The organism is Methanobrevibacter sp. (genome assembly GCF_015062985.1).
Taxonomy (GTDB): domain Archaea; phylum Methanobacteriota; class Methanobacteria; order Methanobacteriales; family Methanobacteriaceae; genus Methanocatella.
On the sequence record NZ_SUTI01000003.1, the window covers coordinates 96,050 to 108,153 of the forward strand.

Sequence of the window (12,104 nt, forward strand, 5' to 3'; positions counted from 1 at the left end):
AAATGTATAATTTATTCTTTTTTTAAGAATATTAATGCTAAGAGGATGAAACATGTTTATAAAGATTAGGAGAGACACATTAATAATTTTATTATTAGCGTTTATTTTGATTCTTTGTGGTCGTTTAATTACTTATGTTGCTTTTGCTTCCTCAAATGATATTAATGATGGAATCCCTATTTCTGGTATTATCGTCAAAGGTAATGATATTGTTCCTATCGAAACAATCAGAGCAAATGTTATGCAAGCCGGTTTTAGGGATGGTAGTGTAATCTACGGGGATATCTTAAAAACTTCCAAAAGGGAAGTTTCGCTGCAAGATGCGATTTTGACGGCTCAAGAATTTGCAACACGGTCGACTGTTCCAGGTACATCTGTAGAACCTATTGTGGCAGCCGATGTTCAAATTGATAAAAATACTGGTGTTGTTACAGTAACAGTTATAGAGGACTTTTCTTCGGTTGAACTGGAGAATCAAACAAGGAGTACTGGTAGTTATGAAGAGTAACAAGTTAAAAATTTTACTTATTTCTCTTGTAATATTACTTTTAACAATGAGCAGTGTAGCTGCTACCTGTAACATTATTGTTATTACTGATCCGAGTGGACAGGACCCTAACGGTGCTGCAGCTGGAAGTATGTCTTTTGCGGAGAATATGTTCCAGTCAACTTTTTTACTTTCCAGAAACAACCACTTCACAGTTCTTTCCGGGGGTACCGGTAGTTCCGACACCAGGTTGGATTCTATTGTTGATGCTGTTGCCAGCTTGGAGAAAAATCAGTCTGCGGCTTCAGCCGCTTCTATCGCTTCAGCATATAAGGGAGCTCGTCTTATGGTTGGAGGTCCTAATATAGGTGCTGCCGTTGGAGGTTCTTTCAATGCTTATGTAATCACTGTTGACAGCGCAAGTAATGAAATCAAAGTTACTCCATATACCAGTGGCGTAGCTTCTTTGCAGCCGGGTCAGAAAGGAGCTATTATTCACTTGAGGAATACTAATGGAAATCCTTTATATGGTACTGCTGATGCAGTAAGAAAGGAAACTGCAATGAATATCGGTAAGATGATTAGGGACGGTTATCCTGCAACCACCATTGTCTCAGAAGCTATGGGAGAAGTAGCCAGAGACTCCGGAGAAAAATATGGTGGTGGTGGAGTAAATCTCATATCAGGCATTTCAACCTCAGACATGTTTACACCAAAAGACATGAATACGACAGGTTATCCGATGGATGAGGAGTATTCTAAAGTTTGTGACGATTGTGGTTGGGCTATGGGTTATCCTGCAGCGGAAGCTCATGACAGATGTCCTGTTTGTGGTGCAGAAATCAGAACAGTCTACGCTTATGAAGCTTTAGGTAATGCATTGACTGTAAGTTCAGATGCTGTGAGTGTTTCAGTATACGGTAGTGACCGGCCGGGTCTGGAGGCTACAACTAAAGAGATTGTTGAGGCATCTGTTGCAAAATACGGTTATGATGCATCTGCAATTGCCGGATCTATCAATAGAGGTATTAATAATGGTTTGTTAATGGGTGTTGACCATGTTGAACCTAAAGACCTTAATGTAAAACAAGGTTCTAAGGCTGTTGGTGTTTATTATAAAGCACTTCCAGGTGAAAGGTCTTCTCCTGCTTGGGACTTGCCAATTGATGGAAATATCCTCAATATATTGGGAAGTGTACAGACTGTTGTTGGTATAATCTTAATCCTTCTGGTTGTATTCAGAAGCAGATTACTCAAATCTTTCCAAAAACGGTGATTTTCACCTCTTTCTTTTTTTTATAGGTGGTTTTTATGGCATTAATTTTAGTTAGAGGCGAAAACAATACTAAATTACTCAGTGCAATAGCAGATATTGAAAAGCACGGTAATCTGAATTTAATAACCAAGCCAAAGGTAATCGATTCCAATTTTGCCGATTCTCTGGTTGAAAATATCTTGAATTCTGAGCTTAAGACAAAATCCAATGTTGCCACTGCATTTTTTGTAAAAGAAGATGCTACATTAAGCATTATGCAAATAAAAAAAATTCATCCTCCGGCTCATGTCGTTGTCGTCAGCGATGAATATGAAGGTTATGAAAAATTGTATCGCATGCTTGACAGCTCAAAGGAATTTTCAGGATTCCATTTCAATAAGGCGAAAAATGAAGGGATGATAGACTATAAGATAGATGCGGAAAACAGACGCATTAAAAATGATAAAATAAATAGCTATATGAGATAATATTATTAAAATTGTAATGACTATATGGAATATTAGTTTTCAAACGCTCTCTCACCGAATACCAAAATATATGAGAAGTGATAAAAATGAAAAACATGAACACCGAGTCATTACTACAAACTTATTTTTTAGAAAAAAACAGTTCCGCAAACACTCAAAGAATCTACAAAAAAGTAGTAAGCCTGTTCGAAGAACACACACAAAAAACCTTAACCGAAATAATAAACATAGCGGAAGCCGAAGAACAAAAAGTAAAATGGCAAAAATCCACATTATACCACTGCTTAATTAGTTTTAGGAAACACTTATACGAAAGATTCCAACCTTCAACCGCAAAAATGTACTTCACAGTAATAAAAGCAATCATCAAACACTTCGACATAAACATACTACCACTAAAAGGATTCAGCACAACAAAATATCAGAAAGTCGAACTAACACCTGAAGACATCATCACACAGGAAGAACTCAAACTATGCGTTGAAGTCAAAAACCCATTAGTAAAAGCATCATCAATCACAATGGCCCAAATGGGATTTGCACTAATAGATCTACTGAACCTAACAATCATGGATTATTACAACAGCACCAGCGAATACCATTCCAATCCAAGGAATGTTAATGAAATGATTCATGAGTTAAATCAAGCTGAAGATGTTGTACCTATTTTTAAGAAATTGACTAGGCAGAAAACTGGAAGGCAATATGATGCAATAGGAAGCCCTGAAGTTGTCAAAGCAATTAACAACTACTTACTGTATCGTGAGAAAAAGGAAAAAGAAAGCATTGAAAGATACAATAAAAAACATCCTGCCAATCCTAAAATTTATCCTGGTCTACAGTTAACAGATCCATTATTCAAAACCAATCATGGAAGTCTTGAAAGAATGTTTCGTGAGGTTAATGATGCTGTGGGTTTGGGTAAAGCTGGTAATTATGTTAAGTTTTCTCCGCATATGATGCGTAGGTTTCATGCTACTCAGTTGCATGAGGCTGGTATGAGTGAGCATAAGATTAATTTGTTGCAGGGTCGTAAGCCTCAGGAGGTTATTCATAAGTCTTATCTTCGTGTGAGGTTGGATGTTTTGCGTGATGAGTATATACAGTGTTTGCCTTTTTTATTGGTTGATGATGTTAATCGTGTTAAATCGGAGTTAGACTTGATTAAAGATGAGAATGTTAGTCTTAGGGAGGAGAATTTTAAGTATAAGTCTATGTTTGATGAGATTGATTCTAGGTTGCAGAAGTTGGAGGGTAGGCGTAGTAGTGGTTTTGATGTTGATGAGTTTGATGATGTGATTTGAGTGATTTTCTTTTTGTACATTTCACTAATTTTTTATTGTTTTTTCTTGAAGATGACCCATGTGTTTTTGCGATTTTCGCTGTACATTAGTGTATTGTTATTGTTAATTAGTTGAACATTGTTTAAAATAATTAAAAGAAAAGGTTTAAATATACAATTGGATAAATATTTCATCAACCACTCAAAAAAAATACCGGAGGGGAAAATAATCACCATGAAAATAAAATAATTGAAGTTTATACACAAAATAAGTACAATGGTTAAAAAACTGTATAGAGTAAGGGCTCAAACAAAGCTGCAACTTCTCACCCTTACTGGCTACATAAAAAATAGATCACCAACGAGATGAGTAAATTTTAGTAACCAATTACTAATTTTATACCAAATATTATTTAATATTTACTAAAATGGCGAAGCAATATTCTAATTTAAAATTAAAATTGCATTCAAATGGTAATGGTCATTATTTAAGGTTTTTTTTAAATAATGATGATGGTTATTATTTTTTTCTTACAGTTACTTGTTCTTCTTTGGTATCTATAATCCATTCAATTGTATCTCCTTTGTGTAACTCTAAAAAATCTCTCACAAATGCGGGAACAGTTGTTGTTAAGGAACCAGATACGGATTGTAGTTTTGTTTCATATTTCAACTTCATACCTCCAATTATATAGCTCAATATATTTATAAATTAATATTTGTAATGGGAAGTATATATAATTATCCATAGGGAAACCTTTATATACTAAGTTATCCTATTATTATTTAAGAAGACATTTTTTCGAGCTGCAACTCGAATATTGTTCTTTTTAAAAATCCAACGAGATGGTAAAAAATGAATGAATTTGCCCGTATGTTGGCTAATTTTAATAAATTACCAACAGAAAAAAAGGAAAACTTCTTTAAACACTACAAAACACTTAAAGAAGAATACAAAGTAATACGAGAAGAGAACACTATCCTCAAAGAAGGATTAAACACAGTCAGAGGAGGTGCATCCGAATGAACCTCACTGATTACCCATCATTTTTCGATGAACTACCAAGTCAACCAGTCAGCTGCTACAACTGCAACAATGACTGCCCTGGAATACTACTCGACATGATCAAACACAAAGAAGCACAACAAGTAACTCCAGAAACTATTTTTAATATGCAATTCCTAATTGGTGAAAAACTCGCTGACCGAGGATACGGTGCAGTAAACCTCGCATATGAACAAATAGACGGAGAATACCAACACGTACTTCAATTAGAGTACACTGTTGTTAACAGATTTGTTGAAAACATGACCAGACTAGGATACACATGCAGAATACTACCTGCACATAAACCTAGATACAAATTCGTAACCTTTGAAGGATACACACCAATGGATTTATTAAATGTGTACCATCACTTAGAGGTGATAGTATGAAAACATTACTATCATTATTAGGTTTCGGCGTAACCAATGTTGCACCTGTTTATGATCTTCACAAAAAAGAGAAACCTAGTATGAAAGAGAAACTCAACAGTTTTGTTGAAAGAAACTTTGGTATCATAGCATTAATCACATTGATTGTAATGTTATTCCTGTTTATTGCTGTATGTTTCTTTATTTGTGGCGTATCTGCTGTTGAATCTGGTACTGTGTACAATCATTTCCAAGAGGTGATATAAAATGGAATCTCATACTGGTTTAATGTTAACTCCTGACCATGCTCAAGTTAAAGTTGATGATGTTCCTAATGTTGAAATTGCAAAAAAACAATGGGCAGCATATCAGGAATTATGCAGAGGCATTCTCGATGATAGTGATTATCAAAAAATCACTGTCAAACAAAGAGATGAAAACGGCCAATTTGTTCGTGTTGAAAGGGAATTCAAAAAGAAATCTGCTTGGCAAAAATTAGGTCGAGCATTTAATGTGGATACTCACATTATTGTTCATGAGTTCCAAAGGTCGAAAAATGGTAGAATTACTGAAGCTTATTACTGTGTACGTGCATCATTACCTAATGGCCGTAGTGTTGAATCTGATGCATTATGCAGTAGGGCTGAAAAAGGTAAAAGCAATGTTAGTGATCATACAATTATTGCTACTGCAAAAACACGTGCAACCAATAGGGCCATATCTGAGTTAGTTGGTGCAGGTGAGGTTAGTAGTGAAGAGATGAGTGCTGAATATAAAGTAAGTGACGACCCTGACCATCATTACATCAACAATAACTCAACATTTAAAGGGTCAGTTTCTAATCCGGTAGGAAACTCTATTGGAAACTCTATACCTGCAGGACCTCCTAAAATAGAAGTTCCTACAATTGACATTGAAAAGGATTCTTTTGTAACTGCAGCTGAAATTGAGGAACCAAAACCTGAAGATGATCCAGTTAGAAACACTTGTCAGGAAATCAAAAACATGCTTGATGAAGAAGGAATTCCTGTAACAAAAATGAGTATGCGTATAAAAGTTGTTCAATTAATCAAGAAGGAGCTTCTTCCTGAAGAAAACAAGCCTGTTTTGTTTGATTTTATTGAGAAACATTGTCCAGAGGAGTTGGAATAATGAACTCCTCCATTTTTATTCTTTACGGTGATGATGAGAAGATTATGTTTGAAGTGCCTTCAAGTAGTAATCCTGAAGAAAAGTACCGTGTTACATGGGATTTTGATAATGGTTGGTTATGTGATTGTCCAGGATGCTTAAAAGGGGGTCATCTTTGTAAACATATACTCGCTTGTGAAAGGTATATGAAGATGATGAATATGGCTTTGCTTGATGATCCAACTGTTTTTGTAGGTGGTGTCATTGGGTAAACAAAGGATTCAATTAACTTTGGATTGTGATATTATTTCTGCCGCTAAAGATAAGTATCCTAGTGTATCTAATAGGGTTAATGAGTTATTGGCTATGGATATGTATGGTTCTGATGAAAAGGATGAGCTTGTTAATAGATTGCATGAGTTGAAACTTGAAGAAAAATCGATAACTAAACGGATTTGTGAACTTGAACAGGAAGAGGTTAGAATTAAGGAAACTGGTTCTAATATTCAAGAGATTATGAATTGGATTGTTGGTATTTATTCCAGGAATGGTGTTGTTGGTTTGAATAAAGTTGAAGAGGAATGCAAGCGTAAACATGTTTCTTTTGATGAAATTAAGCAGATTTTGGATGATGAGGGGATTGCTTATGTTAATTTTACATAAGAAATTAAACTATTTCAAGTGTAAATTCGAGAGTACCCTGAAGGCCATGTGTATTAGTGTGTATATGCGCATTAATACACATTCATCTCAAGATATTTTTTCAAGAGGGAAATTTTTTTTATTTTATTTTATTTATTTTAGAAAATCAATCAATCAATGATAGAATATAACAATGTTATTAAAGAGGTAAAATCATGATAAAAGCAATAAGCGAACTCGAAAAATACCACAATCGCATGACCACAGTAATAAACGAACTAAAAATATTAGAAGACGGAGTAGATGCAAATTACAGTGACATAGTAACAGACTACCACTGGCTAGTAACCATACTCGAACAACGCAGAGAAACACTACAAAAAAGAGGCAGACACCTATGATACTCGAACAATTAAGCTTCCTCATAGGATTAATAACAGGATGTTTCATCTGTTTAATCCTTTTCTTCATCATCTTCAGGGAAGATTTCAAATCACAAAAAGAATTTGATGAACGCCAAAAAAAATACAAAAGGATGATCTAAAAATGAGCGATGATGGAATAACAATAATAACCCAAACCACTGCTGAACGCCGACAGGAAACAATTGATCTATTCAATCAAATAAGACCATACCTGGACAAAAATTACACGTATAGTCAAGCAATACGAATCGTGAAAAACTTACCCCCGAGGGCAAACAGGTATTGTCAAGCATGGTACCGTGATGTGGTGGCCTACGGTGAAAGTCAAGGATACAAGTATGAGGATTACAGTGGTAAAAGAAAGGTGGAAAATTTATGATTTGTAAATGGTTTAGTCAAGGTTTATGCGTTATATTTGATGTTGAATGTTGTGGTTGTTGTGGGGTGAGAGAATGTTAACAGTAAGTGAATGGTTAGGAAACTTTTCAAAGAATTATAGTGTGCAGCATTTTGATGATATTGAATCAGGAATTTTTGTTGCTAAGGTGAAAGAGGATGTATATTTATTGAAACATGTGGAGGTTAAAAAGTCATAACTATTTTTTCAGTTCCAATGAAGCAACATATTGTTTGTGGAGGAATAAAAAAAAATGGTTCTACAGCTTGTTCATCTCCATTCCAAGTTTTTGTATGGAGTTGAAAAATTTGTGATTAACTCTTAACTCTTAAAAAGGTGGGAATTAGGTAGGAGTTAATCACACTTCAAAATTATAACTAGGTGATTGATAATGAATGGACCAAAAGAAACCGAGGAAATAGCAATTGATTTTCTAATACATGATGTGTTAATTATCAAAGCCGAATCTTTAAGAGATCGTAAAATTTACAAGTATGCTGCTTACCTGGAAAAACAATTAATGAAAATCAAAAACAGGGAAGCAATATTGGATTTAGGAGTGCCATTAAAATGACTGAAATTATAGTTTGCGGATTATCAATGGAGATGAGATTAGCAGAAGAAATGGGATGGGTTGGCAAATGTAGAGGTTGTTTATATTGTGATAATATAACAAATTTCGGATTGGCAACTTGTCAAAAAAAAGGAAAAGTAAATGAGAAGAAGAACTGTGAAGATTGGATTGTAGACCATAGGTGATTTGAATGACTGAAGAATGTGCAAGATGCGGATATCCAATCGAAAAAACAAGCAGATTTGTAATAATTGATGATGAACCATATTGCATGACTTGTTATGAATTAATCACATCATTTAGGGAAGATGATATGAATGACTGAATTACTGATGTTTCCATTAACATTACTTATGAGTATTATTGGAAGTGTTGTATGCACAATTTTACTTTTATTCATTATTGCATATTTATTCAATAAACTGGAAGGTGAGTGAATGACTGAAAAACGATTAATTGTTCGTGATGGGGATTATGCTTGGATTGATACAACTACTGGATATGTAGTTGAAGTTGAAGATGCTTTTGATTTGATTAATCAACTTCATGATGAGAATGAGCAGTTAAAATCTCAATTAAGAAACCTACGAAAATTAGCAAATGAATTATACATGGAGGGAATCGAATGAGAGGCAGATACCGCTACGATACAGGAAGCATCATAGACACAAAAGAACATAAAGTACTAACTGTTAGACAAGCAGTAAACCGATTAAACAAACAAGATGCTTTAATTGAATCAAAAAGAGATACAATTCAGTTCCATGTTGATGGATACAATAAAATAAAACAAACCATCGAAGAAGCTTACAAAACAGAACGAACCGAACTCGGAAAAAGTGTGCTAAAACAATTAGCCGAAAATTTAGAGATACTATGAAACATCAAGAATGGGTACTATCACAATTCAACGTATGTGAAATAAAAGAGGGCAGATTCCATGGATGGATTTGCTTTCGAACACCACTTGCAGATTACCGAATCAGCAGGGAGGATTGGGAATGCATCAAGGAGAAGATCAACAAAGTATAATTGAATATCATTTATGCAGTGAATGTCGAGAAGCTTTGAGTGTACCGACAGATTCTGCTTTCACTAGTTGGGAACTGGTCTGTAAAAGTAAAAGAAAAGAATGCAATCACCGTGGTGGGTTAACAAACTGCCCCCAATTCCAGGAGAAAACCATATAAATAATTATGTTGCTTAAAAAAAATATCAAATACAAAGATGGAACAATACAAACACAATTCTACCTTAGCAAATGCAAGTATTGTGGAAAACTATTTATAAAATTCCAAAACAAAACTTTATATTGTAAAGATGAATGTAAAAACAAAAGCACCCAAGACAACAAAGCAGCATACCAAAGAAAACGCCGAAAACAAATCCGAGAAGGACACCTAATAAGCAACGAAACAGAGAAAATAGGTACAATTCATTTCCCTAAAAAGATTGGTGATTGGATAGAAGAACGAAAAAGAATAAAATACGCAAAAAGAAAAGCAGGGATAATATGATAGATGAAACTAAATATCCAGAATACAGAGAAAAAGTCTATAACTTTATCAATTCAACAATTATTCCAAAATACCCGGAAATCAAATCATGCAAAATGCATGTTTTACCGAAAGAGTTAATTGCTAATGTTGAATTTATATTTAATTTAAATCGTTCAGTATCAGGAGATGAATTATCTCAGTTAAAGTGGAATGTTGAACATGATTTGTATCCTTTTGTAGATTCTTTAAATATTGATGGTCCTTATATGACTAGGGTTATTCTTATTTTTTTATAATTTCATCTATTTTTCCACCTTTTATTATTGAAGGATATTTATTTAAAGGTTAGACTATAATTTAGGTTTTGGGTTGAAAATGAGAGTGAGATGAAAGTTGATCCATTGAAAAATATGAAACACGCTAACACTATGTGTTGGTACTGTAAAAGTACATCTACTCGCTTCGACGAACAACGTGGTGAAATATTCTGTGAAAAATGCGGAACAATAATCCACAGAGTAAACGATGTACTAATGATAATATAGATGGTTGAACTTTATACATAACCTTTTAAGCTTCACCAAAATCATGGTGTGGTTTAAAATGGAACATTTTGTCACGATTGCAATGCTTACTGCCATTTTAAGTGGTTTCTCTTAAAATTTTCATCGATATAATTTCATTTTTTGTACTCCAGAGGATATATTAAAAAAACGGGAATTAAAAATAGGGGATTAATACTAGGATTCTCACAAAAAAAATCAACCCAAACCTACGGATATTATTTTTTTTTCTAAACTTTTAATTAAAGTTCCTTCAAAAAAAATCATTTAGCAAATTTCATTCAAAAAATAAGATAGAGGATACATGAAAAAAAGGAGGAAAAAAACAGGAATAGTTTTATCCTCCTTTTAATCTCTTCTAAAAAAAAGAATAAAGGAATTTTTTTCTTTTGGGAGGGTTTTCATACTTTTTTCATAATAAAATATGCTGGTTACTGGAAATAAAAAAATAGACAAAAAGACTACGGTTTCACGTTTTTGTTTTAATTATACTACATAATCACTTCTTATAATAATAAAAAAAAGGTGGGTTCGACTCCCACTACCAGCAATACACAAAAAAATAAAACTTTTTTACAGGGGGTTAGTTAAAAAAATGACAGACAATTACATAGGAAACATTTCAACAATTGTAAAATACATAAGCATGTTAATTGCAGGATGGTTTATCGGACTACTTGCCAATTATGGATTTAATTTAGGAATAGCAAGTGAAGGTTTAAGCGAACTAATAGGTGCAATAATATTTCTAATACTAGCACATATAGACGCAACACACCCAAACACAATATTCAATCAAGAACCCACAACAGAAACACCCCGATTTGATATTAATGATATTGTTGATGATATAGATCCCGCAAGTGAATACGAAAACACTGGTGACGAAGATGGCTGCTAAAAAATCAGAGTATACCTGTATCAAAGATGAAACAATACAAAACATTAGCAGAAAAACAGCAGAACTCGAAACCCGTGCAAACTACAAAGATGAAAGAATAAACCAGATAATCTCAGACCAAAAAAGAATGGAAGAAAAAATAGACCACATAGCCGAAGCTGTAAACAACTTACAACTACAAAGCTTAAAAGATGACAAAGACATAGACAAAAGAGTCACCAGCCTAGAAAACACAGTGCAGGTCATTAAATGGATAATAACACTACTATTCGGTTCAGGAATCATCTGGCTAATAATCAACTACATCCACTAGAGAAAGAACAATGCAATACTCAGAATTATCAAAACCAACATACAAACTCCAAGAAATGGAAAACCAAAGACATCACTTCTACTTTCAAATAAAAACAGAAGAAAACCTATCATTAAGCCAACTTGAAGAATATTTGAAAGAACAATACGATACCATCATGAGTAAAACATGGGAGACTAATGAGCAATTACGCAAAGAATTAAAAAAATATTTCCATGGTTACGATGTGAGAAAAGCGATGAAAAATTATGATTTTGATAAACAAAGAGTAATCAACCCTAATATTATCCCTATCTCTCAAAGTCAACTTGAAAATATGTCTTCAGAAGGATGTTGGACACTTAGAGAAATTGATAAAATAAATGATGATAATGAAGAGATAAACAGGTCTCTAAGAGGAATACGTTTTGCATATAAAGTAGAACGATTCAAGAGGAAGCAGAAGATTAAAGATAATATCCTTGATAAGATTGAAAAAGAATTAATCAAGGGAAAATTGTCTCAGGTAAATCAAGGCGTGCAAGCTTATGTTGGTTTAGATGAAAATGATGATAAAGACCTAGGCGAATCAGATTCTAATTTTAATATACATCTAGATGCGGATGTTGATGCTACAACTGAGTTTAAGAGTCCTTTAGATGTGAGGATGGAAGAGTTTCAAAAACAAATCCGCGAAGGCATACCCCGTAAACGTTTAGAAGACGAACTGAAAGACAAAGGAATTTTATAAT

Annotated in this window: 26 protein-coding genes; 25 read left to right on the plus strand and 1 reads right to left on the minus strand. The window is 33.8% G+C overall.

Features of this window, described 5'->3' with window-relative positions; all coding sequences use genetic code 11:
* Window positions 1-52 precede the first annotated feature (52 nt).
* The 4 genes from E7Z77_RS02330 (at window position 53) to E7Z77_RS02345 (ending at window position 3,534) form a co-directional block, all read left to right on the plus strand.
* Entirely contained in the window at window positions 53-508 is a 456-nt protein-coding gene (locus E7Z77_RS02330; protein ID WP_292749734.1) for a hypothetical protein, read from the plus strand.
* Window positions 498-1,763, plus strand: coding sequence for a hypothetical protein (locus E7Z77_RS02335; RefSeq protein WP_292749736.1), 1,266 nt, complete (start codon window positions 498-500; stop codon window positions 1,761-1,763). Before E7Z77_RS02330 ends, E7Z77_RS02335 begins: the two co-directional genes overlap by 11 nt.
* A 35-nt stretch (window positions 1,764-1,798) precedes the next feature.
* On the plus strand, window positions 1,799-2,230 hold the full coding sequence (locus E7Z77_RS02340) for a DUF356 domain-containing protein (RefSeq protein WP_292749738.1): 432 nt from the start codon (window positions 1,799-1,801) through the stop codon (window positions 2,228-2,230).
* Between the two features lie 86 nt (window positions 2,231-2,316).
* Window positions 2,317-3,534 (plus strand): hypothetical protein, encoded by a 1,218-nt coding sequence (locus E7Z77_RS02345; RefSeq protein ID WP_292749740.1) that lies wholly within the window; start codon window positions 2,317-2,319, stop codon window positions 3,532-3,534.
* Window positions 3,535-4,032: 498 nt separating this feature from the next.
* On the opposite strand, the gene E7Z77_RS02350 is transcribed toward E7Z77_RS02345, so the two are convergent.
* Entirely contained in the window at window positions 4,033-4,185 is a 153-nt protein-coding gene (locus E7Z77_RS02350) for a hypothetical protein (protein WP_292749742.1), read from the minus strand.
* Between the two features lie 183 nt (window positions 4,186-4,368).
* On the opposite strand from E7Z77_RS02350, the gene E7Z77_RS02355 reads away from it, so the two are divergent.
* From E7Z77_RS02355 to E7Z77_RS02455, 21 genes are all read left to right on the plus strand, one after another.
* The gene (locus E7Z77_RS02355) at window positions 4,369-4,539 is read left to right on the plus strand and encodes a hypothetical protein (RefSeq protein WP_292749744.1); all 171 of its coding nucleotides are present in this window, start codon (window positions 4,369-4,371) and stop codon (window positions 4,537-4,539) included.
* Window positions 4,536-4,949 carry a hypothetical protein gene (locus tag E7Z77_RS02360; RefSeq protein WP_292749746.1) on the plus strand — a complete coding sequence of 138 codons (414 nt, stop codon included), beginning with the start codon at window positions 4,536-4,538 and terminating at the stop codon, window positions 4,947-4,949. Before E7Z77_RS02355 ends, E7Z77_RS02360 begins: the two co-directional genes overlap by 4 nt.
* Entirely contained in the window at window positions 4,946-5,194 is a 249-nt protein-coding gene (locus E7Z77_RS02365) for a hypothetical protein (protein ID WP_292749749.1), read from the plus strand. Before E7Z77_RS02360 ends, E7Z77_RS02365 begins: the two co-directional genes overlap by 4 nt.
* 1 nt (window position 5,195) lies before the next feature.
* The gene (locus E7Z77_RS02370) at window positions 5,196-6,080 is read left to right on the plus strand and encodes a hypothetical protein (RefSeq protein ID WP_292749751.1); all 885 of its coding nucleotides are present in this window, start codon (window positions 5,196-5,198) and stop codon (window positions 6,078-6,080) included.
* A complete protein-coding gene (locus E7Z77_RS02375; RefSeq protein ID WP_292749753.1) occupies window positions 6,080-6,331 on the plus strand; it encodes an SWIM zinc finger family protein in 252 nt (83 codons plus the stop codon). Before E7Z77_RS02370 ends, E7Z77_RS02375 begins: the two co-directional genes overlap by 1 nt.
* Window positions 6,324-6,722 (plus strand): hypothetical protein, encoded by a 399-nt coding sequence (locus E7Z77_RS02380; RefSeq protein WP_292749755.1) that lies wholly within the window; start codon window positions 6,324-6,326, stop codon window positions 6,720-6,722. Before E7Z77_RS02375 ends, E7Z77_RS02380 begins: the two co-directional genes overlap by 8 nt.
* 194 nt (window positions 6,723-6,916) lie before the next feature.
* Complete coding sequence (locus E7Z77_RS02385) at window positions 6,917-7,102, plus strand: hypothetical protein (protein ID WP_292749757.1); 186 nt, start codon at window positions 6,917-6,919, stop codon at window positions 7,100-7,102.
* Between the two features lie 145 nt (window positions 7,103-7,247).
* Entirely contained in the window at window positions 7,248-7,505 is a 258-nt protein-coding gene (locus E7Z77_RS02390) for a hypothetical protein (RefSeq protein WP_292749759.1), read from the plus strand.
* Between the two features lie 73 nt (window positions 7,506-7,578).
* Entirely contained in the window at window positions 7,579-7,722 is a 144-nt protein-coding gene (locus E7Z77_RS02395; protein WP_292749761.1) for a hypothetical protein, read from the plus strand.
* 192 nt (window positions 7,723-7,914) lie between these two features.
* Window positions 7,915-8,097, plus strand: a complete 183-nt coding sequence (locus E7Z77_RS02400) for a hypothetical protein (protein ID WP_292749763.1) — start codon at window positions 7,915-7,917, stop codon at window positions 8,095-8,097.
* Window positions 8,094-8,282 (plus strand): hypothetical protein, encoded by a 189-nt coding sequence (locus E7Z77_RS02405; protein WP_292749765.1) that lies wholly within the window; start codon window positions 8,094-8,096, stop codon window positions 8,280-8,282. Before E7Z77_RS02400 ends, E7Z77_RS02405 begins: the two co-directional genes overlap by 4 nt.
* 5 nt (window positions 8,283-8,287) lie before the next feature.
* Entirely contained in the window at window positions 8,288-8,422 is a 135-nt protein-coding gene (locus E7Z77_RS02410; RefSeq protein WP_292749767.1) for an LIM domain-containing protein, read from the plus strand.
* Between the two features lie 112 nt (window positions 8,423-8,534).
* Window positions 8,535-8,726: a hypothetical protein gene (locus tag E7Z77_RS02415; protein ID WP_292749769.1), complete on the plus strand. Its 192-nt coding sequence runs from the start codon at window positions 8,535-8,537 to the stop codon at window positions 8,724-8,726.
* Entirely contained in the window at window positions 8,723-8,977 is a 255-nt protein-coding gene (locus tag E7Z77_RS02420) for a hypothetical protein (protein WP_292749771.1), read from the plus strand. The genes E7Z77_RS02415 and E7Z77_RS02420 overlap by 4 nt, the downstream gene beginning before the upstream one ends.
* Window positions 8,978-9,041: 64 nt before the next feature.
* The gene (locus E7Z77_RS02425; RefSeq protein WP_292749773.1) at window positions 9,042-9,287 is read left to right on the plus strand and encodes a hypothetical protein; all 246 of its coding nucleotides are present in this window, start codon (window positions 9,042-9,044) and stop codon (window positions 9,285-9,287) included.
* A 6-nt stretch (window positions 9,288-9,293) separates the two neighbouring features.
* Window positions 9,294-9,614, plus strand: coding sequence for a hypothetical protein (locus E7Z77_RS02430; RefSeq protein ID WP_292749774.1), 321 nt, complete (start codon window positions 9,294-9,296; stop codon window positions 9,612-9,614).
* On the plus strand, window positions 9,611-9,892 hold the full coding sequence (locus tag E7Z77_RS02435; RefSeq protein ID WP_292749776.1) for a hypothetical protein: 282 nt from the start codon (window positions 9,611-9,613) through the stop codon (window positions 9,890-9,892). The genes E7Z77_RS02430 and E7Z77_RS02435 overlap by 4 nt, the downstream gene beginning before the upstream one ends.
* A gap of 90 nt (window positions 9,893-9,982) precedes the next feature.
* Complete coding sequence (locus tag E7Z77_RS02440) at window positions 9,983-10,141, plus strand: TFIIB-type zinc ribbon-containing protein (protein ID WP_292749778.1); 159 nt, start codon at window positions 9,983-9,985, stop codon at window positions 10,139-10,141.
* A 613-nt stretch (window positions 10,142-10,754) separates the two neighbouring features.
* Window positions 10,755-11,060, plus strand: a complete 306-nt coding sequence (locus tag E7Z77_RS02445; protein ID WP_292749780.1) for a hypothetical protein — start codon at window positions 10,755-10,757, stop codon at window positions 11,058-11,060.
* A complete protein-coding gene (locus E7Z77_RS02450) occupies window positions 11,050-11,373 on the plus strand; it encodes a hypothetical protein (protein ID WP_292749782.1) in 324 nt (107 codons plus the stop codon). The genes E7Z77_RS02445 and E7Z77_RS02450 overlap by 11 nt, the downstream gene beginning before the upstream one ends.
* A 10-nt stretch (window positions 11,374-11,383) precedes the next feature.
* Window positions 11,384-12,103, plus strand: a complete 720-nt coding sequence (locus E7Z77_RS02455; protein WP_292749784.1) for a hypothetical protein — start codon at window positions 11,384-11,386, stop codon at window positions 12,101-12,103.
* Window position 12,104 lies beyond the last annotated feature (1 nt).